The sequence below is a fragment of the Allotamlana fucoidanivorans genome, from assembly GCF_006265225.1.
GTDB lineage: Bacteria > Bacteroidota > Bacteroidia > Flavobacteriales > Flavobacteriaceae > Allotamlana > Allotamlana fucoidanivorans.
In genome coordinates this window covers 18,406-40,846 of the sequence record NZ_VDCS01000004.1, presented here as the reverse complement: position 1 = coordinate 40,846, position 22,441 = coordinate 18,406, and the positions used below count along the sequence as shown (strand labels likewise).

The window sequence follows — 22,441 nt, the reverse complement described above, 5'->3', positions numbered from 1 at the left end:
TTAATGCGGAAGTTTATTTTTGAGTATGCCGTAAATAAAAGTACCTAGTACTGCTGCTGCAATAACAATAATCATGCTCCAAACACCTGCACCTAGTAAAATGTACATAGGGCCAGGACATGCACCAATTAATGCCCAGCCAAGGCCAAAAATAGTGCCACCAATAATTAATCTTGCAAATCCATTTTCTTTCTTAGGAACAAAAATATGCGCTCCTTTAAAGCTTTTTATATAACCTCGTTTTGAGATTTGAAGGAAAATAATACCAGAAATAACAGCAGAACCAATAATGCCGTACATATGAAATGATTGAAATCTGAACATTTCATAAATTCTAAACCATGATACGGCTTCAGATTTTACTAAAACAATACCAAAAAAGATTCCAACGAGTAAATATTTTAATAGTTTCATAATCTAAAATAGTAATGGTAGAATAAAATTCGTCATGATAAGTCCGCCTATAAAAAAGCCTATAACAGCAATAAGCGAGGGTTTTTGTAAACTGCTTAGTCCAGTAATAGCATGCCCAGAGGTACATCCGTCGGCATATCTTGTACCAAACCCTACTAATAAACCGCCAATAATGAGTAAAATAAGACCTTTAGGGCTGGCTACCGCATCAAAACTGTAAATTTCATCAGGAACAAGTTTCGCTCCAGGGGTTTCAAAATTCATAGTTTGAAGTTCTAATACTGTTTTTGGGTTAAGATCTGTTCCACTATCATTTGATAAATAATTAACCGCGATAAAACCACCAATCATGGCACCAACAAGTACAGTTAAGTTCCAAATTTGATCCCGCCACTTGAATCTGAACATATCGGAAAATTTTCCAGCACCACCCATAGCGCAAAGTGTTTTTAGGTTGGAGGACATACCAAAGGTTTTTCCAAAGTATAAAAGTAAGGCCATGACAAGGGCTATTAATGGCCCAGATACATACCAAGGCCAAGGATTTAAAAGAACTTCCATAGTCAATTTTTTTTGTGCAAAGTTATTTTCTTGTAATGATTGTTATGTAATATATGTTACTTAGAGAAAAAATATATTTACCTATGACCATTTATTGCTAAATGTGCATAGGTTAAATGTGTATGAATAAAAAGTGACCTCTTATTTAAAATTTAAAGAATCTCAATTTTATTTCTGCTAAGTTTTATTTTATTCTCGTTCTCAAGTTGTTTTAAAAGTCTAGATATAACTACTCTTGAAGTATTTAAATCAATGGCAATATCTTGGTGTTTAACTATAATGGTATTTGAACCATGTAATACCGTTTTGTTAATTAAATACTTAAGTAAACGTTCATGCATTTTTATAAAGGCTAGATTGTCTATGGCCTCAAGCATTTCATCAAATCTGGTTTGATAGCTTTCCAAAATAAAATTTCTCCAACTTGCATTTTCATGAAACCACTTTTCCATATATTGTACAGGAATCATGACTAAACTTGAATTCTGTTCGGCCACAGCTCTAATTTTGCTTTTAGTGGTTCCCATACAGCAGGTAAGCGACATGGTGCATGTTTCACCAGCTTCTAAAAAATAGATAAGCAATTCGTTACCATGCTCGTCTTCTCTCAAAATTTTAATATTACCACTTAACAATAAAGGAATATGTTTTAGTGGCTGATTAATGTCTATAATAATGTCATCTTTTTGAAATGTTTTAAAAATACCTATTTCAGCAATTTCATTTAAAACTTGTTCGTCAAGAATGTGATTATATTTCTCTGTTAGCAGTGAATCTGTCATGCATCAAAAATAATGATTTATAAGGCAAATAAGACGAAATATTTTGCTTTTATAAGGAGAATATTTCTTGAAATTTTAAATCTAATTTGTTTTTTTGAAAGAATTATCCTGTTTTTTAACGTGATTTTTATTAACTTTTAATAGATACAAATTTTTTGGTTCTCTAAAGATGTTATATTGTTGTTTTTATGTATAGCATTAAAAATCAGTATGTTGTAGTGTTTGTCAATATCATGTCAAGTTTATATTTAGAACAGGTTTTATATTTAAACTTTAATTTTAGATATATTTATCAACAGAATGAAAATCTATAACTAAACTAAAATAATTATGACAAGTAAAAAACCACACATTATTCCAATTTAAGTAAAGGTTGTTTTAAATAAACTTGACATTAAAAGTTTATAAGACCTTATTTCTAAATCTTTAGAAAACTCTTTTGTAATTATTATTTAAATCTTTTGAATGTTTACATGAAAAAGCTAATCATGAGGTGTTTTTTATGTCTTGATTTAAATAATTTAACAAAAAATTAACAAATTAACTAAACCCAAAATTAATTAAATATGAAAATTGATTTCCTTGAAAAATGGTCATTTAAGAAATGGCAATTCAAGTTGTGTCTTTTGGTATTGTTTTGTTTAAACATCAATACTATGTATGGACAATCCATTGAAATAACAGGAACCGTAAAATCTGAAACCGAACCTTTGGCTGGTGTTACTGTCTTAGTAAGGGGGACCACAAAGGGTGCTATTACGGATTTTGACGGAAACTTTACGTTAACCGCTAACAAAGGTGATGTTTTAGAATTCAACTATTTAGGATACATAGACAAATATGTTACCGTATCTGATCAAAAAAACATAATCGTTCAATTAGAAGAAGATCTCTCTGAGTTAGAAGAAGTTGTTGTAGTAGGTTATGGTACGCAAAAGAAGAAGGAAGTTACAGGTGCAGTTGCACGTGTTGATTCTGAAACTATCTTACAAACAGCCACCTCTGATTTGGGTACAGCGCTTCAAGGCCAAGTGGCAGGGGTAAACGTAACAGCAAGTTCTGGGGCTCCAGGAGCTGAGTCAAATATCCAAATACGGGGTTTAACCTCTATTAATGGAGCCAATAGACCTTTATATGTGGTAGATGGTATTGCCTTTGAAGGTGATCCAAGATTAAGTCCAAGTGAAATAGAAACTATCGATATTCTTAAAGATGCGTCGTCTACGGCTATTTATGGTACGCGTGGTGCAACGGGGGTAATATTAATTACTACAAAGAAAGGTAAACAAGGACAGATGAAGGTTGAGTTGAATGGTTACTATGGTGTTCAAAATATTACCTCGGGAACGCCTACCTTATCTGTTGAAGATAATTTTTATACGTTGTTTTTGCAGTCTCAAGCATTGAATAATAGAACTTATGGTAATACTTGGACCTCGGTTGAGAGAAATCCTTATTTGTTGACCAATAACACCAACTTAGTTGAAACAATTACAAATGATCAAGCACCAATACAAAACTATAATTTACGAGTTTCTGGAGGTAGTAATGGTTTAACCTATAGTGTTAATGGAAACTTCTTTAGTCAAGAAGGGGTTATCATTAAATCCAAATTAGATAGATTTAATGTTCGATCAAATACAGAATACAAAAAAGGGAAATGGCGAATTGCAACAGGATTATCGTTTAGAATAGATGATCAAGATAGTGCTCCTTGGGGTTTAATGTTAGACGCCATTAGATACCCTGCTTCAGGACAAGCTATTGATCCGAATCAAGAAGCTATTGATGAGGCTGATGAAGGTAGTGCTGCTGCTAACATATCTTACTTAGGGTATAAATTTCTTCAAAAGGATAATGCAGAAACGCAGTATTTTGACGGGAGCTTAATTGCAGATTATAATTTTACTAAGGATTTAAAGTACACGGTTAGAGCATCTGCAAGTTATGAGAATAGAACAAGACGTTTAATTAATCCCAAATTTGTGGCGGTAGATATTAATGGAGATGAGGTACCAAGTCAACGTTCAAGAATTAGAAATGAAAGTTCTCTAAGAAAAAGACAAACATTAGAAAATATTCTTAACTACCAAAAAAGTTTTGGTCACCATAATATTAATATTACGGCTGCTTATACCGCTGAAAAGTTCAATTATTCATCATTTTTTGGGGAACGTAGTGATATTCTAAGTAATGATATTACTGTATTGAATGGCGCAACCTCTGACCCAAATGCAGGATCTGGAACAGGAAGATGGGGACAAGACTATGAGCAGACACTTATAGGTATGCTTGGAAGAGTTCAATATAATTACAAAGGTAAATATATGCTTAGTGCTAGTGTACGTAGAGATGGTTCTTCTGTATTTCCTGCCAACTATTGGGGGGTTTTCCCAGGAGCTTCAGCCGCTTGGAATGTGTCTGATGAAAAGCTATGGGATCCTTTAAGGTCTGTAGCTAACTCCTTTAAAATTAGAGGTGGTGTTGGGTCTATTGGAAATCAAGGTATTGACCCATATTCTGCTTTTGCAGTTATTACACTAGATAATGATTATGCTCTAGGTCAAGGTGATAATGAAAATTTAAAACTTGGGGCGATTCAGACAGGATTTGCAAATCCTAATGTAAAATGGGAAACCTCAGTATCTACCAACTTTGGATTTGACTTAGGTATGTTTAAAAACAAATTAACACTTTCGGCCGATTATTATAGAACGGAGAAAAAAGACATGTTGTTTCCAGTTTTACTTCCGCCAACAGCTGGAGGAGGGAATAATGCAGAGGTGACTCTAAACGTAGGTGACATGACTAACCAAGGTATTGAGTACGCTTTAAATTATAAACAAGCAGGTAAATTTAGCTGGAATGCAGGATTAACGTTTACTAAAAATAAAAATAGAGTGACAAGCATGTCAGGTTCAAATAAGATAATCTATTTTGATGATAGTAGTATTTCAGGACACGATAATGATCAAGACTTAACTTCTGCATTAGCAGAAGGTTATGAGGCTGGTGCATTTTTTCTTATAAAGACAAATGGAGTGATTACAAACGATGAAGAATTAGCAGAGTACCAGCAGCTGGATCCTAATGCTAAGCTCGGTGATTTAAGATACGTTGATGCTTTAACGGTTGATACAGATGGTGATGGTGTGCCAGATGCAGGTGATGGTGTTTTAGATGTTAATGATAGGCAGTATGTAGGTAGTGGGGTTCCGGAATTTGAGATGGGACTTAATTTTGCTGCATATTTTAAAAATTTCGATTTTTCTATGTCTTGGTATGCATCTTCAGGAGCCGAAATACTTAATGGAAATAAAGCCTTAGCGTATAAAAGTAGAAACCATAAAGATTTAGCTTACGCTTGGGCACCTCAAAATGATAATTCTCCAGTTCCAGTAAATAGAGGGCCTAATCATAACAATTTTAGAGGTTTTACTGATTATTGGTTAGAAGATGGATCTTTTATAAGATTGAGAAATATAGCCTTAGGGTATACTATACCTAAAAAGCTTACGGAAAAGATAAATGTATCTCGATTTAGAATTTATGCTGCAGCTCAGAACCCTTTAACATTCACAAAGTACGATGGGTTTGATCCAGAGGTTGGGAATAACGGTATTAGTACAAGAGGTATCGATAAAGGGACTTATCCCGTGAGTAACCAATTTAGACTTGGATTACAGATTGACTTCTAATCTTTTAATGTTAAGTGTATGAGAAAAACAATTAAATTTGAAGAAGTAAGTATCATGTTATCAGTAAATTATGTTAATCAAAAAAAATAAGACAATGAAATATATATTAAAACCATACCATGCCAAGATAGCTGCCATAGCCGTATTGGTATTCTCTATGGCTCTATTTGGCTGTAAGGAAGAAGAGTTTTTGGAGCAAACTAATCCTAATCAAATTTCTACGGGCACATTTTGGAGAAATTTAGGAGATTTAGATAAGGGTATTATAGCAACCTATAAAGCATTTGCATCGGGAAATAATTATAAATTGATTGATGAAATGTTACGGTCTGACATAGCTTGGGGAACTGGATATCAAAGGCCCAATAATGTAAATCCTTATTATTTACAAATTTTTACTGAGGCTGATGCTTCTCCAAACCAAAAATGGGCACAATTGTATGTTACTATTTTTAGAGCTAATCAAGTTATAAAAGCGGCTAAAAGGTTAATGGGAACGTTTGGAGACGAAGATGACGAGGAAGAAGCTAGAGAGGTTTACGCTCAAGCAAGATTTTTTAGAGGTTTTATGTATTTTATTTTACATAACTCTTATAATCAAGGATCTGTTCCAATTTTTGATTTTGTCCCAGAGAATGAAGCCGATTTTTATCAATCAGTTTCCCCTGCAGAAGCAGTTAGAACTTTTTATTTAGAAGATTTACAATATGCATCCGAGAATTTACCATTTTCATGGGATGACCCGAAAGATTTGGGTAGAGTTACGGCTGGTGCTGCGGTTGCTTTAATAGGTCAATCTCATTTATATGCTGGTAATTTTTCTGAAGCGGCGGTATACTTTAAAAGAGTGATTGATGATTTTGGTTATTCTTTAGCTCCTAATATTGGAAGCAATTTTACTACGCTTGATGAGTTTAATGAGGAGTCTATTTTAGAAATAAACTATACCATGAACTATAAGAATGAACTAGGGCCATGGGATGGACGTGATACTGCAAATACATCGTCATTACAAAAGTTACTTACAGGCGGTCCAGGTGGCTGGTGGGGCGGTGTACTAGCTAATTGGTTAATTTTAGAATATAGAAATGAACAAATAGATTTTTCAGATGCCAGAAATAAAGTAATAGATGAAGATGGTAATGAAACGTTTAGAAAATTCAGTTTAAGAACCTCTTGGTCTGTAGCATTGGTTGATGATGAGGATACAGGATACTACGGGAGTCCAAAAACGGGGCAGGCCTCTAATTTTAATGTTAGAATGACGGCATTTTGGAGAAAACATACCAATTGGGATCTTGGTATGAAAAGCGAGGATGAAATATCTCCGGGTAAATCGCGTTCAGCAATCAACGAAAGGCTCATTCGTTTAGCTCAAATTTATTTACAATATGCAGAGTGTATGATAGAAATGGGTAATGTAGATGAAGCATTGCTATATATCAATAAGGTAAGAAGACGTTCAGCTGTACAACTATTAGGTCCAAATGGTTCAGGAGAGTTTCCACAAAATGATCATGATAATATTGTTTATGATGCAGCAAGTTTAATGGAGCATTTAAGATACAAAGAGTATCCTCTAGAATTATCTTGTGAAGGTTACGGAGGTATGAGAAATATTGATTTGAGAAGATGGGGTGTTAAAAAACAACGTTTTGAAGAACTATCAAAAAGAAGATACCATGCATTACATTATCCTATTACGCTAGAAGATGGTAGAAATGTAACACGATGGGCCTCTATTGTAGAAGAACTTACTCCAGGTGACCCAAATATTGATGAAGCTTGGAATGAGTTTGTAGAGGCCTCTCAAAACTACAATCCTGATTCACATGCGTATTGGCCACTTCCTAATAGTGAGATTATTGCTAATCCTAAGCTATATGGTTCTGACTTTTAAAGTTTAGGTATAGGTTAAAAAATGTTTAAAGAAATTAAAATATACAAAATGAAAAATAAATTAATATTATTGATGTTCTTGGTTGTGGGTGCACTGATAGGATGTCAAGACGATGATTATGAGCCACCCACAGATCTTACTGATGTTGGTTTTTACTTGAGTACAGGTCAAGCTAAAGAGTTAAACATTGCATTGAATAATTTCATTTCGTTTTCTGATTTGTCTTATGGTACTACGAGTCATGAATGGCAGTTAAAATCAACAGGATTAACATTCTTGAAAGGGCCTATAAAAAGACAAGATAGCATTCTTGAAAACTTCATAATAGAACCGAGAGAGCAGGTGTCAAATGCAAAAACGGTACATGTGTATTTTCAAGAAGCAGGTATGAAAGAGGTAAGGTTATATAATACGTTTAAAGACTCTGTGACTTTTCGTGGAAACAATGGTGTTGAAGATTATTTTGTAGGTTCTGAGAGGATTAATGGTCAATGGGTTATTGATACTACCTTTTCTGTTAAGGTATGGGATACTATTGCGCCTGTGATTAAGGTAAGACAAAACGGATTGGAGATTGATCACACCAGTACAGATACAATTTACGTCGAGGCTGGAGACTTTTTAGAGTTTGAAGATTTAACGACGCAAGGAGAGCCAACTGGGCGTAATTGGTTTGTACGCTATATGCCTAAAGAAGGTGTGCCATCAACGCCAGAAGATGTTGTGGCAGGAAGCAGCGAACAAGTAGCCAACATTATCTTTAAAAAACTTGGAGTTTTTCAAGCAGGGGTTAATGTAGTAAGAAGTGGACAGAATATTCCAGGAGGATCGGCAAGATACATTATAACATCTCCAATAAAAGTAATACCCTCATCAAAGCCATTTGTTGTGTCTGGTGATGTTATTGAATTAGAAGATGAAACAATACAAGTGCCTTTTAATGGTGAGTTTGCACCTTTTGTTGGTCAAGAGCCATATTTTAAGGTTACAGTTAATGGTACGGATTTTTCAATTGCTTCGGTTGAATTGCATCCTACTGATGCAACATTGTTACAGATTAAATTGAATGATCCTATTTATAGACCAGATGTGATTACAGTTTCTTATGATGGTAATGGAACATTAGAGTCTACAGATACGCGTAAGCCAGTTGCTTTTACAGATTTACCGGTAATCATGCATGATGTAAATATGTTACCACCCGCCATTGCTAGTTTTGAAGATGGAGGTAATAGATGGGGACCATTTACACCTGCCTGGGGAGAAAATCAAGGCGATTATGAATTTACAACCGATAAAGCATTTAAAGGCGATTATAGTATGAAGTTGACTATGGAAGATGGAAAACGTTGTGCTATGAGATCTATGTTGAATACTGATGCAATTACTTTTGAAGCAGGAAAAAAATATGTTATGCGTTTTTCAATGTATTTGGAATCTTCCACAAATTTACCAAGTGAAATTAGTTTGTGGAGATTGCAGGAATGGGCTAATTTTTGGGTGAATCCTGATCAAGTAAGAGGTCAATGGGTTACCGTTGAAAAAGAGTTTACATCCACAGGAGTATTATCACAATTATATTTTAGAATATTACCAAATGGAGCAGGTAATTCTGATTATGTAGCATATTTTGATAACTTCTACATTAATGATGTAGAAGAAAGACCATAGTGTTTTGTTAAGTTAGTTTTATTATTTTAGTAGCATAAAACCAAGTTTTATGTAAGAAGTTCAAGCCCGTTTATTGATTGTAAATGGGCTTGAGTATTTTTAATATATAACTCAAAATTTAATTGATAATTTAAGAACTGGTCGGGCTTTCAGTAAAATTGAGTTCATATTAAAAGCAAATGTTAATGGATGCATTTATTGACTCGATTTTTGCTTCTAAGATAAAGTAAAATTAAGATATGGTGAAGAAATAAATTTAGGGACTAAATCTAATCTATTTGCAAATTGTTTCAAAATAGAGGCCTCCTTAAAAGGGGTAGACGAATTGTATGAAAATTATTTTAAAATAGATAAAAATATTTGGTAGTCTTTTAATAAAAACTGTATATTTGCAGCCACAAAAATGGCCACGTGGCGCAACTGAATAGCGCACTTGATTACGGCTCAAGAGGTTCCAGGTTTGAATCCTGGCGTGGTCACAAAGAAAAACCCTGTAAATATTAGTTTATAGGGTTTTTTGTTGCTTCAATTTATTTTTCACAACTTTAAAATTCATTCAAAAAGGATTGTATTCTTTAGTAATTACTGTCCTAATACAAACGCTTTTTTTGTTTGTTTACAACTGTTGAATTATGAAAACAAGTCTATTTTATTATGAGGACACAAAGATTTCTAAAATATGATATGCATAACAGACCTTAATTTTTTTTAAGGATATATCAATTTTAAGCATAAATAAAAAGGATATGCTATATCTATCTTTGAGATAGGGTTTTAGGAGTTTTTATCGATTTAAATAATAGTTTTTTTAGAAATATTAAAATAACTTTATTCCAAAAGAAATACCTGTCAATTAAAAACAATCTATGGCTTTAAAAGTTATTATTTCTCATAAAACCTCATACAAATTTGATAAGAAAGTAAACTTATCTCCTCACATTTTTAGGCTAAGACCTGCACCACATAGCAGAACGCCTATTGAATCCTATTCTTTGAAAATAACCCCTGAAGAGCATTTTTTTAATTGGCAACAAGACCCTTTTGGAAACTATCAAGCTAGGGTAGTATTCCCAGAAAAAACAAAGGAGTTGTCTATTGATGTAGAAATTATAGCCGATTTAAAAACCATAAACCCTTTCGATTTTTTTGTAGAAGAAAGTGTAGAAGAATACCCTTTTGAATACGCCGAAAGTATAAAAAAAGAATTAACACCGTATCTTGAAATCAATGATTCCGGCGAGCTAATAGAGGCTTTTTTAAAAACCATTGATTATACACCAAGAAAAACCATATATTTCTTAACAGACCTTAACCAAAAAATATATGAATTCTTATCTTATAATATTAGGTTAGAGCCTGGAGTTCAAACGGCTGAAGAAACGTTGGCATGTAAAACAGGATCTTGTAGAGATTATGCTTGGTTATTTGTACAAGTTCTTAGGCGTTTAGGGTTTGGTGCCCGCTTTGTTTCTGGTTATATTGTTCAGTTAAAAGCAGATGAACCTTCTTTAGATGGCCCCTCAGGTCCAGCAGAAGATTTTACCGATTTGCATGCATGGACCGAAGTCTATTTACCTGGAGCAGGTTGGATTGGTTTTGATGCAACCTCAGGCTTACTGGCAGGCGAAGGACATATTCCACTAGCCTGTACCCCGCATTATGATAGTGCTGCAGCTGTAACAGGGATGACAGATCCTTGTGAAACTGAATTTGAATTTAGCAATTCAGTAACCAGAATATTAGAATCCCCACGCGTTACCAAACCCTATACAGAAGAACAGTGGAAAGCTATAAATAGATTAGGCCATAAAGTAGAACGCGATTTACAAAAAGGAGATGTTAGGCTAACCATGGGAGGTGAACCTACGTTTGTATCTATAGATGATATGGAAGCTCCTGAATGGAATACAGATGCCGATGGTTCTCATAAAAGGCAATTAGCTAATGAGCTTACTAAGAGGTTGTTAGGTAAAATGGGAAAAGGAGGTATGTTGCACCATGCACAAGGGAAATGGTACCCTGGAGAACCGCTACCTCGTTGGGAAATCCAGCTTTATTGGAGAAAAGATGGCAAAATGATTTGGCATAACCAAGAGTTATTATCCAGTTTTGCACCAAACCCTATGGTTCCCAAAGGGAGCGATATTACATTTTTGAAAACGCTTTGTGATTATTTAGCTATTTCTAAAAGCAGTGTTATACCTGCCTATGAAGATGCTTTTTATACTTTATGGGAAGAAGGGAATATGCCAATTGATATTGACTCTACGGAAGATGATAGTGACGCTTTAATAAGGGAGCGTATTGCTGAGATACTTAATAGAGGAACCCATAAGGCAGCAGGATTTATTTTACCGTTAAATAAGTCTGGTGACCAATGGTTTAGTTCAGAATGGGTTTTCCGAAGAAAACATTTGTTTTTAACTCCTGGAACATCACCTATAGGTTTAAGGCTTCCTTTAAGTTCATTGGAAACAAAGCCGGAATACGCTGATTTTCCTATGTATGAGCCAGACTTATTTAAAAAACGGAAGCAATTACCAAGTTTTAAACGCTTGGTAAACTTACGGTATAAGGCATTTTCTAAAAATGGATTGGACGCTAACAAGCCAAAATACTTTGTGCGAACAGCCATTTGTTCTGAAATAAGAGAAGATAAACTGTATTTGTTTTTACCACCTTTAAATTCAATTGGAGCTTTTTTAGACCTTGTAGCATCTATTGAAGCTGTGTCTAAAAAATTAAATATTCCCGTGATTTTAGAAGGGTATAATCCACCTCATGACAACAGGATAGAATCCATGAAAATCACCCCAGATCCTGGGGTGATTGAGGTAAACGTACATCCAATTCATAATTGGGGTGATTTAGTGAATAATACGCTTATGCTTTATGATGAGGCCAAAAAAGCACGATTAGGTACTGAAAAATTTATGCTTGATGGTAAACATACAGGAACAGGAGGTGGAAATCATGTAACTCTAGGAGGTATTACACCTTCTGATAGTCCATTACTTCGTAAACCTAGTTTATTGCGCAGTTTGCTAACATTTTGGCAACATCATCCAGGGCTTTCTTATCTGTTTTCAGGAGCATTCGTTGGAGCTACAAGTCAAGCCCCTCGTATAGATGAAGCACGCATGGAAAATCTCTATGAGTTGGAAATAGCATTTAGTCAAATTCCTAAAAATGGCGAAGTACCGTTTTGGCTCACGGATAGGTTGTTCAGACATTTATTAACAGATTTAACAGGCAACACACATAGAGCCGAATTTTGTATAGATAAATTGTATTCACCCGATTCGTCTTCTGGGCGTTTAGGTATTTTAGAGCTTAGAGGTTTTGATATGCCACCGCATCCCAAAATGAGTCTGGTACAAATGCTTTTAGTGAGGGCTTTAGTGGCTTGGTTCTGGAAAAAACCTTATGAACATGATTTAGTCCGTTGGGGTACCGAGTTACATGATAAATTTTTAATAGAGCATTTTGTAAGAGAAGATATTAAGGATGTAGTAGATCAGTTAAATAGAACAGGATATAAATTTGAAGAAAGTTGGTTTGATCCATTTTTTGAATTTAGATTCCCATTGCATGGTATGGTTGATATTAATAATATTCATCTGGAATTAAGAGCTGCCATAGAACCATGGAATGTACTGGGAGAAGAAATGACAGGTGGTGGAACTGCACGCTATGTAGATTCTTCGCTAGAGCGTTTACAGGTAAAAGTTTCTAATTTCACTAGAGAACGATATGTGTTAACCTGTAACGGAGTAAAAGTTCAGTTACAGCCTACAGGCGTAAAAGGCGAGTATGTAGCCGGTGTAAAGTACAAAGCGTGGAATCCGTATTCAGCCTTACACCCTACTATTGGTGTTGATACGCCATTAGCTTTTGATATTGTGGATACATGGAACAGAAAGTCTATAGGAGGGTGTAAATATTTTGTATCGCATCCAGGAGGCCGATCTTATGATACATTTCCAGTGAATAGTTTTGAAGCAGAATCGAGACGTATTAATCGTTTTTGGGATATTGGTGAAACACAAACAGAAGTTGATATTATAGAAGAGATTACAGCTAGTGATGTGGCTGGACCTCTTAGGGTAGTTGAAGCGCTGGGAAGTAAAAGAAAATTTAGATATAAAACGCTTCCTATTGATCCAGAATTTCCAAATACATTAGATTTGCGTAAAAAATAATGAAGTTCTAATGAAGCTGGATGTTGAGTCATTAATTGAAAACTATTTTGATGGGGTGTCTTACGATGAGATGTTTCATGAAAACAAGCAGGTTAAAACGACTTGGAAGAATTTATACGACACGTTAAAAACCTTGGGGCGCGACGAATTAATTTCTAGACAAAAAGAAATTGATTGGAATTTGGCCGAAAATGGTATTACCTACAACGTTTATAATGACCCCAAAGGCCTTAATCGTCCATGGAGTTTGAATCTTGTGCCTTTCATAATGCACAAAAATGAGTGGAACGATGTTGAGAAAGGGTTACAGCAAAGAGCTACATTACTTGATTTAGTAGTTAAGGATGTTTATGGCAATAGAGAATTGCTTAAAAACGGAATAATTCCTCATGAGGTCATTTTTGGGCATAGAGGCTTTTTAAGGCAGTGTGATGGTATTCAGCTGAATACAGAAAAATACCTGTCCGTTTATGCAGCTGATTTGTCTAGAGGCCCAGATGGAAGAATGTGGGTGGTTAATGATAGGGCACAAGCACCTTCAGGAATGGGGTATTCCTTAGAAAATAGAACAATTTCTAGTCGGGTACTGCCTCATGTATACAGAAGCATACATGTTGGTGATCAAGACCGGTTTTTCAATGATTTTAACCAGCTGTTAATCCAATCAGCTCCAGCTAAAACATTAAATCCAACGGTTGTTGTTCTCACGCCAGGACCACATAATGAAACCTATTTTGAACATGCTTATTTAGCCTCTTATTACGGGTTTCCTTTAGTACGCGGTAGTGATTTGGTAGTTCGAGACGGAAAGCTTTGGATGAAGTCCCTTAAAGCTTTAAAGCAAGTTGATGTGGTGTATAGAAGGGTAGATGATGTGTTTGTTGACCCGTTAGAATTAAGAGAAGATTCTTATTTAGGTGTTGCCGGCTTATTAGATGTTGTTAGGCGAAGAAATGTAAGCATTATTAATCCTGTAGGGGTTGGTATCATTGAAAACTCAGGGCTTATTCCTTTTATGCCTGCCGTGGCTAAATATTTTTTAGACGAAAAATTAATCTTACCCCAAATTGCCACTTGGTGGTGCGGACAAAAGAAAGAATTAGATCATGTAATGTCTGATATTTCCAAGTTAGTAATCAAACGAATAGATAAATCTAACCGAGAAAGTATTGTGTTTGCAGAGTTTTTAAACACACAAGAATTAGAAAAATTAAAAAATAAAATAAAAAGCCGCCCGTATTTATACGTTGCTCAAGAAAAAATAAAGTTTTCAACAGTACCTAATTTTGTGAATGGCAAACTTGAACCTAGAAATATGGTTTGTAGAGCATTCACTATTGCTAATACTGAGGGTTATAGTGTTATGTCTGGTGGGTTAGTTAGAGTATCTTCAACAAAAGAAACTGTTCGGGTAAGTAACCAGCGTGGCGGAACCAGTAAGGATTTTTGCATTATAGATGAAAATGCATCAAAAATAAAAGCGCCAAGAGTTGAAACCAATGTTACTCCAGTTGCCACTGGGTTAAATGATTTACCTAGTTTAACTGCCGAGAATTTATACTGGGCAGGACGTTATATTGGTAGAGCTTTGGTTACTAGTAGGCATTTAAGGATGGTGCTTAATCAAATGATTAATAATGAAGAGGATATTGATTTAGAAACCAATACCAAACTGAGTATTTTACTGCGTTCGGTAACACAACTCACAAATACCTATCCGGGTTTTGTGGGAGATAAAGGAAAACCTTCAATTTCAAATATCAGAGAAGAACTCATTGCTGTTATAGTTGATAAGAATAAAGTAGGTAGCTTAGCGCATACGTTATCTATGTTTAGTAATTCGTATTACTCCATTAGAAACCTGTGGTCCACCGATATGTGGCGTGTGTTTGAAAGTATTCATCAAATTTGGGATCCCGTTATCAATGCAGATGAAGAATCCGTATCCTATAAAGCATTAATTAAAGTTCTAGATCAATTAATTACGCGGCTTATTGCCTTTATGGGATTAATTGAAGAGAGTATTTTGGTAGATCAGGGACTTTTACTGTATTTTATTGGTCTTAACCTTGAACGCGTTATTTTAAATGTATCTAATTTTCAGAGCATGTTAACCGTGGTAACGGATGATTATATTGAATATGAAATTTTAGAAGCCATGTTACACAGCCATGAAAGTTTAAATATTTATAGATATAGTTATCGTTCATATATTAATATTAGTAGTGTGATTTCCCTCATTCTTTTAGATACTAAATATGCACGTTCTCTTACCTATTTGGTAAATAGGGTTAGAAAGGATATTATTCATTTACCGCACTCTAAAGTTAAAGGAGCATTACAAGATTATGAAAAACCTATTTTTGAAGCTTTTTCAAAGCTAAGATTGGCTTCAGTTGCCAATTTAGTCTCTGTTTCTGAAGAAAACATGTATTTGAGGGAAAATTTAAACAACTTATTGTCAGAGTTAAATGCCTTGCTTTATAAAACCTCTAAAACCATTTCCGATACGTATTTTAATCATGTGAATGATCAGAGTCAGCTCACAAGACAACAGTTTAGCTAATTAAGACTATGGATTTTCTTATTACACATATCACAGAGTATAGTTATAGCGAGGAAGTTGTGTTTTGCCATAATATAGCTACTATTAAGCCAAGGCAATCTCCTGGACAAAAACTTTTAGAGTATCATGTAGCTATTAATCCTGAGCCTACAGAGTTTTCTGAACGTAAAGATTTTTTTGGTAATAATGTGACCCGTTTTTCTATTCAGAAAGCGCATAAAAAGTTAGAGGTGACTTCAATCTGTAAAATATCTAGAGACTATACCGCTATCAAGAACAGTTTTTATTCAGAGGAGAGTGTTAAAGTGACTTTAGAGGAAGCTTTGAATAGTTTGAATAGGAATACCAAAGAAAATTTTGAGCCTAAGCAATTTATTTTAGATTCTATTTTAATTAAAAACAGTAAAGCGAACATTAAGGCATATGCTTTAGAATCCTTTAAACCAAATCGTTCTGTTTTTGAAGCGACCAAAGAGCTTATGCAACGTATTTATGTTGATTTTAGTTTTGTTTCGGGCTTTACCAGTGTTTCAACACCTTTAAGTGTGGTTATGGAAGAAAAGAAAGGTGTGTGTCAGGATTTTGCACAAATAGGAATTGCTTGCTTACGGAGTGTGGGGTTGCCAGCACGCTATATTAGTGGTTATATAGAAACAGTACCACCCCCTGGAAAGCCTAAACTTATTGGAGCTGATGCCTCACATGCCTGGTTTGCAGTATTTATTCCAGGATATGGTTGGGTTGATTTTGACCCAACGAATAATACTATTCCAGAAAACCAGCATATTGTTGTTGGCTGGGGAAGAGATTATTATGATGTACCACCCTTAAAGGGGGTAGTTTACAGCTCAGGAACAAGTAAACTTAATGTATCGGTTGATATAAAAGCATTAAATAGCAAGGCAGCGTCTAGTCAAGAAACAATTCAGTAAAATTTACTTAAACCTTTATTTACTGCTGCTGTTGCTGTTGTTGCTGAATTAATGACTCATCAGCTTCTGTGATGTTATTAGATTGCATTAACGCTTTTTTCATGGTATTAAATTACAGAAAAAAGCGTTTCAGAACTATTAGAATATAAAATGACTAGGTTTTTCTAGTTAATGATAGAAAAATTCTTCTTCCATTTTTTTACTGATTTCAACTAATTTATTTAGTATTTTTTCAATAAATGTTCTAAAATCTACTTCAATTTCTTCAATGTATTTATACTGGTACTCAGCATAAATTTTATTAACTAAAAATGCAGTAGTTCCTTTTTTGGGTTTTATGTCATCTGATAACACCTGTATGTGTTGTGCCACATCAGAAAGACTATTAATAACTGATCTTGGGCACTGGTGATTCAATATTAGGAAATCTAACGTATTAATGCTATTTGGGGTTTCTCTGGTAAAGCGTCTCATCATGTCATAAGACTCAACACATCTTAATAAGGTATCCCATTCTAGTGTAGGAGCAACCAAAGCGCCTTCTTCTCTTTTAAGTTCAATGGCTTGTATATCGTTATACTTAGCATTTATTATTCTAATAACTTGGGTAGCTCTTTCCATGTTAAGCCCAAGATTAATTATAGAATATACTTCATCATACAGTAAGGTGCATCTAATTTTTGCTTTCAATATAGCGGTAAACTCTATAATATGCGTGGCAAAATCATACAATCCTTTGGTAACCAAATAATCAGAGGAATAGTTTAAAACGAAATGATAAAACTTGTTTATAGCTTCATATAATTCGGTAGAGATTAAATCACGCGAGCTATTAGCATTTTCACGAGCCAATTTCACGCAATTTATAATGGAATATGATTTTTTAAGGTTTAAACAAATGTTATAGAGCACATCTGTTTCTGCTACATGTGTATCGTCTTTTATAGGGTCTCCTACCATAAAAAGTAATGACCTCAATACAAATTGTCTAGATTGAGACAGTTCATTAGGGGCGTCTAATGAAGAAAAGTAATTAACCCTTAAATACCGTGCTACATGTTCTGAGCGTTCTATATACCTGCTCATCCAAAATAAATTATCTGCAACTCTTGCTAACATAAATTTCTATTTTTTTAATACCCAAGTATCTTTTGATCCACCGCCTTGCGAAGAATTAACAACTAAATTTCCTTTCTTCAGTGCAACTCTGGTTAAACCACTTTTTAGCACATAACTTTTATCTTTTCCAAGTAAAGTAAACGTACGCAAATCTACATGCCTGGGTTCAAAAGATTTTTCATCTTCTATATAAGTAGAATGTACAGAAAGCGACATTATAGGTTGCGCAATGTACTTTCTAGGTGTTTTTAAAATAATTTTTTTAACATCTTCAATCTCTTTTTTTGATAATTTATTTCCGATAAAAATACCATAACCACCAGCTTCATCAACAGGTTTAACCACTAGAGATGCAATATTATTTAAAACATATTCAAGATCATCTTTTCGGTTACAATGATAGGTGTGTACATTTTTAAGAATAGGAGATTCCCCCAAGTAATATTTTATAATTTCTGGCATATAAGTGTAAATGGCTTTATCATCAGCCACTCCAGTGCCCGGCGCATTCGCCAAACATACGTTACCTGTTTTATAAGCCGAAAACAATCCAGGAACACCTAATACCGAGTCGGGATTAAAAACTTCAGGATCCAGAAAGGCATCATCAATTCTTCTATAAATAACATCAACTTTTTTAGGCCCGTTGATGGTTTTCATGTAAACAAATCCTTTTTCTACAAAAAGATCACGACCTTCAACCAACTCAACCCCCATGCCTTTAGCCAAATATGAGTGTTCATAATAGGCCGAGTTAAAAACACCAGGTGTAAGTACTACACAGTTGGGTTTATCGACACCTTGAGGTTTTACGGTTTCTAGAATATCTAATAGGTTTTGGGAGTAATCATTAACCGTATGTATTTTATATTTATCAAAGACTCCAAATAAGGCACGTTTTAAAGCTGTTCTGTTACATATTACATAGCTCACGCCTGAAGGACACCTAATATTATCTTCTAAAACATAGTAATTACCATCAGAATGTTTTATTAAGTCTGTACCTGAAATATGATTATAAATACCTCCAGGAGGATCAAAGCCTTTCATCTGTTCTAAATAATTAGCCGATGATTCAATAAGTGCTTGTGGCACAATACCCTCTTTAATAATGTTTTGATCGTGATATAAGTCTTCTAGAAATAAATTTAATGCCTTACTACGCTGCAATACACCATTTTCTATATGCTGCCATTCTTTATGATCTATTATTCTTGGAAACAAATCAAAAGGAAAAATCTTTTCTTTAGTTTCATTATTTCCATAGACTTGAAATGTAATGCCTTGATTAAAAAAAGAAGTTTTAGCATACTCATTTAAAGTTTCAAAATCTGATATACTATGACACTCATATAAATCAAAAAGTGTTTTGTATATGTCTCTTACATTACCTTGTGAATCAAAGACTTCATCTAGAAATTTGTTATCAAACGAATAGGAAGAAAAGATGGGTACATTTTTATACATAAATACGGGTAATTAGATATCTTAAAATTATTAATAAAAAACGTATTTAGTTGCTGTAAATTCATAAAAATAGCACGTTATAATAGAGATATCATAATATTAAAGGGAGCTTATTGTTAGTTTTAAAATTTAGGATACGTACCGTATTTATGAACTATATGTGCGTGTCTATCGGTTAAACATATTTTTTACCCTAAAAACAACTTTCTTTTTACAAAAAAAAAGCAACATCTCATTTCGTTAATGCAGACATGTGTTTTTTAACTATTTGTTTATCAATGCATTAATAAGAATTGGTTCTCTAGTCTTAATCTAGATTAAGATACGTTATTAATCTGCCTTATAAGTGTAAACTGTATTTAGCTCGCATCTTTGCAGTGTAATTATTTCACAAAACAAAGTATAACATTTTTAATAATAAAAACATGCAAGTGATTAAAAAACTAGAACCTTCAGATTGGCAAAACAGACTTCAAACGTTGTCAACAGGAAACCGGGGGCGAATAGCAAAAATAGATTTTGAAGACAAAACAATCATTGAAAGTGGGGTGCTTGAGTCTATAAACTATGATCCTAAAACAAAAGGCAATGATTTAGTGCTAACCCTTGATGGTTATATTCATAACATGGATTATCCAAAAGAATTGTTTGTGGTTGAACAAGAGAATGGAGAAGTCACCTCAATTAAGATTTTAGATAAAAAGGGTTTAACAACAACAGTAGGATTACTTTAAAACAAATAATAAATATAAAATAATAAACAAACATGGCTTTTTCGTTTATCGTCTAAGGGCATTGAGAAAAGCTTTTAAAATTTAAAATTATGAAAACATTGAAAAAAAATTGGTGGTTAGTATTATTAAGAGGTATCGTTTTAATTTCTTTAGGCTTCCTTATTGTAGGAAATCCTATGGATGCCTTAGTAGGTATGGGGATTTATTTAAGTATAACCTTATTATTCACAGGAATTATGCAGGTGATTGGAGCCTTATCTACAAGAAAAGTATTTAATAATTGGGGATGGAGCTTAACTATTGGTATAATAGATATTGTGTTTGGTTTTATTTTGTTATCTAGTCCAGGAATAACGGCTATAACTTTACCTTTTGTAGTTGGTTTTTGGATTATTATTTCAGGGCTAATGACGTTTTTAGAGTCTTTCAACTTTAAGAAAACTGGTGTTAAAAATTGGTGGTTTGGTTTAATAAGTGGGGTATTGTCTGTTATTGTAGGTTTTATCATTACAAATAATTTATTGGTGGGCACTCTCGCTATAAGTATATGGGTAGGAGTAGGTTTTATTCTTTCAGGATTGTTTAATACCAATATAGCATTCAAATTAAAATCATTGAAATTCTAAAAATGAAGTAGTAGAAATTACATGTTGCATAAGCCCAGAATCAAGCGCGTTCTGGGCTTATTGCGCACAACGGTTTGATATGTGTGTGAAAATTATATCAATATACTATTGTCATTATTGCAATTGATTTTTATAAGAGAAAAGATTTAATCATGTTAAAAAAAGGTCATGGATAAAATAGATAAACAAAAAATAATAGAGTTGTTAGAGAGTTATAAAACAGCATTAAATACTGGTAATACCAAAATGCTGGAACAGCTATTTTGTAAAGATAGTTTGTTTATGCCTTCAGAAACAATGACGGCTATAGGATTACAGAACGTTTTGAGTGCTCATGAAGCTATTTTTTTAAAGGGAAACTTGAAAGTAGATATCTATATTGAAGATATTGAAATTGATCACGATTTTGCATTTGCTGTGACCAATTCGGTTATTACTGTTTCAAATACAGGCTTGGTTAACACTGAAGATTATAGAGAACTTTTTGTTTTTGAAAAAATTTATGATGAATGGAAGATTGCTAGATTTATGTTTAATAAGTTGAACGCAGAAAACAGTATATCTGAATTTGATCGAAACTAGTAATTTAACGTTTAATTAAGCGTTTACGTAAAACACTCAAAAACTCAGGCGTCACTCCAAGAAAAGAAGCTATTTGAACGTTTGATATCCGGTTAAACAAATTAGGATAGGTTTCTAAAAAATGTAAATAACGTTCTTCTGCGGTAGAACTTATATTATGAAGCGAGCGCTGTTCTTCTTTAGCAAACGCTTTTTCTAAAAACAGTCTGAAATATTTATCAAATTTTGGGTAATTATCATAGAGCGATAATAAATCGTCTCGTTCTATTTGTAAAATGGTAGATTTTTCAATGGCTTCAATATATAATTCACTTTTCTTTTTGGTAAAAAAGCTCCCCAAATCAGCAATCCAACTTTCTTCAGTTGTAAAATGAAGGTTATGTTCTTTACCATTTAAATCTACTTTATACATTTTAAAACAGCCCTCAATAACAAATGTGTAATGATTGCAAATGTCTCCTTCATGAAGAATGAATTGACGTCGTTTTACATGGCGTACGGTTACACAATCTTTAAGCGCTTCAATTTCCTCTTCATTTAAAGGAACCGATGCTTTTGAAAAGTTTTCAATCAGTAAGGTCAAATCCATGATTCAAATCTACTTGAAAATTTTGAATTTAAGAAATGTATGGCTAGTAGAAAATGAGCAATAAAAATAGTTGGTATTATTCAATGGTTTGAAGCGTTGTTGTTTCGAGTCTAAAATTCAGAAATTGTTTATTTATTGTGTATTTAGAGAAAGTTTTTCAAACAGATGAATTGGCCGTAAATTGTACTTTTATAACATAATACATGCATATTTATTTAGCTCATTAATTGCTCTTTTAATTAAGGCGTGCACTTTCCTGAAATAGGTTGACTAAAAATTAAACAATTAAATAGTCACTTATGAAAATACAAAATGAACACTGGCGATAAAAATTTATGGATTCATACCCTGTCAAAACATCTATATCCTAATTGAGTAGATAAAAATGAGTAGAGGTGGTTTACTCATAACGCATTTAAAAAACTTGAAATACCTTTTATTAACAAACAGACCAACAAAGTATTTGATAAAAGTAATAGATGTAATCGTTATATTATAATAGTGGCGTAGTTAAAGGGTAATAATTACTATAATACAATAAAGAAAGCTAATTTTTGTGACAGAAAGCAAAGATAATGTAACTACAGGCTTCAATACC

At 33.7% G+C, this 22,441-nt stretch carries 15 protein-coding genes and 1 tRNA gene; 10 read left to right on the top strand and 6 right to left on the bottom strand.

Going from position 1 to position 22,441, the window contains the following annotated elements:
- From FGF67_RS04510 to FGF67_RS04500, 3 genes are all read right to left on the bottom strand, one after another.
- Positions 1-414 (bottom strand): DUF6691 family protein, encoded by a 414-nt coding sequence (locus FGF67_RS04510; RefSeq protein ID WP_139695291.1) that lies wholly within the window; start codon positions 412-414, stop codon positions 1-3.
- A 3-nt stretch (positions 415-417) separates the two neighbouring features.
- Positions 418-975: a YeeE/YedE family protein gene (locus FGF67_RS04505; RefSeq protein ID WP_139695290.1), complete on the bottom strand. Its 558-nt coding sequence runs from the start codon at positions 973-975 to the stop codon at positions 418-420.
- A 152-nt stretch (positions 976-1,127) separates the two neighbouring features.
- Entirely contained in the window at positions 1,128-1,757 is a 630-nt protein-coding gene (locus FGF67_RS04500; protein WP_139695289.1) for a Crp/Fnr family transcriptional regulator, read from the bottom strand.
- Between the two features lie 566 nt (positions 1,758-2,323).
- Here FGF67_RS04500 and FGF67_RS04495 point away from each other — a divergent pair.
- The 7 genes from FGF67_RS04495 (at position 2,324) to FGF67_RS04465 (ending at position 16,726) form a co-directional block, all read left to right on the top strand.
- Positions 2,324-5,455 carry a SusC/RagA family TonB-linked outer membrane protein gene (locus FGF67_RS04495; protein ID WP_139695288.1) on the top strand — a complete coding sequence of 1,044 codons (3,132 nt, stop codon included), beginning with the start codon at positions 2,324-2,326 and terminating at the stop codon, positions 5,453-5,455.
- A gap of 94 nt (positions 5,456-5,549) precedes the next feature.
- Positions 5,550-7,355: a RagB/SusD family nutrient uptake outer membrane protein gene (locus tag FGF67_RS04490; protein WP_199240654.1), complete on the top strand. Its 1,806-nt coding sequence runs from the start codon at positions 5,550-5,552 to the stop codon at positions 7,353-7,355.
- Between the two features lie 48 nt (positions 7,356-7,403).
- A complete protein-coding gene (locus tag FGF67_RS04485) occupies positions 7,404-9,026 on the top strand; it encodes a carbohydrate binding domain-containing protein (RefSeq protein WP_158293175.1) in 1,623 nt (540 codons plus the stop codon).
- A 405-nt stretch (positions 9,027-9,431) separates the two neighbouring features.
- A tRNA-Arg gene (locus FGF67_RS04480) sits at positions 9,432-9,505 on the top strand.
- Between the two features lie 387 nt (positions 9,506-9,892).
- Positions 9,893-13,228, top strand: coding sequence for a transglutaminase family protein (locus tag FGF67_RS04475; protein WP_139695286.1), 3,336 nt, complete (start codon positions 9,893-9,895; stop codon positions 13,226-13,228).
- A 10-nt stretch (positions 13,229-13,238) separates the two neighbouring features.
- Positions 13,239-15,794: a circularly permuted type 2 ATP-grasp protein gene (locus FGF67_RS04470; RefSeq protein WP_139695285.1), complete on the top strand. Its 2,556-nt coding sequence runs from the start codon at positions 13,239-13,241 to the stop codon at positions 15,792-15,794.
- Between the two features lie 8 nt (positions 15,795-15,802).
- Positions 15,803-16,726: a transglutaminase family protein gene (locus FGF67_RS04465; protein WP_139695284.1), complete on the top strand. Its 924-nt coding sequence runs from the start codon at positions 15,803-15,805 to the stop codon at positions 16,724-16,726.
- Between the two features lie 168 nt (positions 16,727-16,894).
- On the opposite strand, the gene FGF67_RS04460 is transcribed toward FGF67_RS04465, so the two are convergent.
- Both FGF67_RS04460 and FGF67_RS04455 read right to left on the bottom strand, forming a co-directional pair.
- Complete coding sequence (locus FGF67_RS04460) at positions 16,895-17,845, bottom strand: alpha-E domain-containing protein (protein WP_139695283.1); 951 nt, start codon at positions 17,843-17,845, stop codon at positions 16,895-16,897.
- A 6-nt stretch (positions 17,846-17,851) separates the two neighbouring features.
- Positions 17,852-19,312 (bottom strand): circularly permuted type 2 ATP-grasp protein, encoded by a 1,461-nt coding sequence (locus tag FGF67_RS04455; protein ID WP_139695282.1) that lies wholly within the window; start codon positions 19,310-19,312, stop codon positions 17,852-17,854.
- Positions 19,313-19,737: 425 nt separating this feature from the next.
- On the opposite strand from FGF67_RS04455, the gene FGF67_RS04450 reads away from it, so the two are divergent.
- The 3 genes from FGF67_RS04450 (at position 19,738) to FGF67_RS04440 (ending at position 21,254) form a co-directional block, all read left to right on the top strand.
- A complete protein-coding gene (locus FGF67_RS04450; RefSeq protein WP_139695281.1) occupies positions 19,738-20,046 on the top strand; it encodes a DUF5335 family protein in 309 nt (102 codons plus the stop codon).
- An 89-nt stretch (positions 20,047-20,135) separates the two neighbouring features.
- On the top strand, positions 20,136-20,672 hold the full coding sequence (locus FGF67_RS04445) for an HdeD family acid-resistance protein (RefSeq protein WP_139695280.1): 537 nt from the start codon (positions 20,136-20,138) through the stop codon (positions 20,670-20,672).
- A 168-nt stretch (positions 20,673-20,840) separates the two neighbouring features.
- Entirely contained in the window at positions 20,841-21,254 is a 414-nt protein-coding gene (locus FGF67_RS04440; RefSeq protein WP_139695279.1) for a DUF4440 domain-containing protein, read from the top strand.
- Positions 21,255-21,258: 4 nt separating this feature from the next.
- On the opposite strand, the gene FGF67_RS04435 is transcribed toward FGF67_RS04440, so the two are convergent.
- On the bottom strand, positions 21,259-21,843 hold the full coding sequence (locus FGF67_RS04435; RefSeq protein ID WP_139695278.1) for a Crp/Fnr family transcriptional regulator: 585 nt from the start codon (positions 21,841-21,843) through the stop codon (positions 21,259-21,261).
- Between the last annotated feature and the right edge of the window lie 598 nt (positions 21,844-22,441).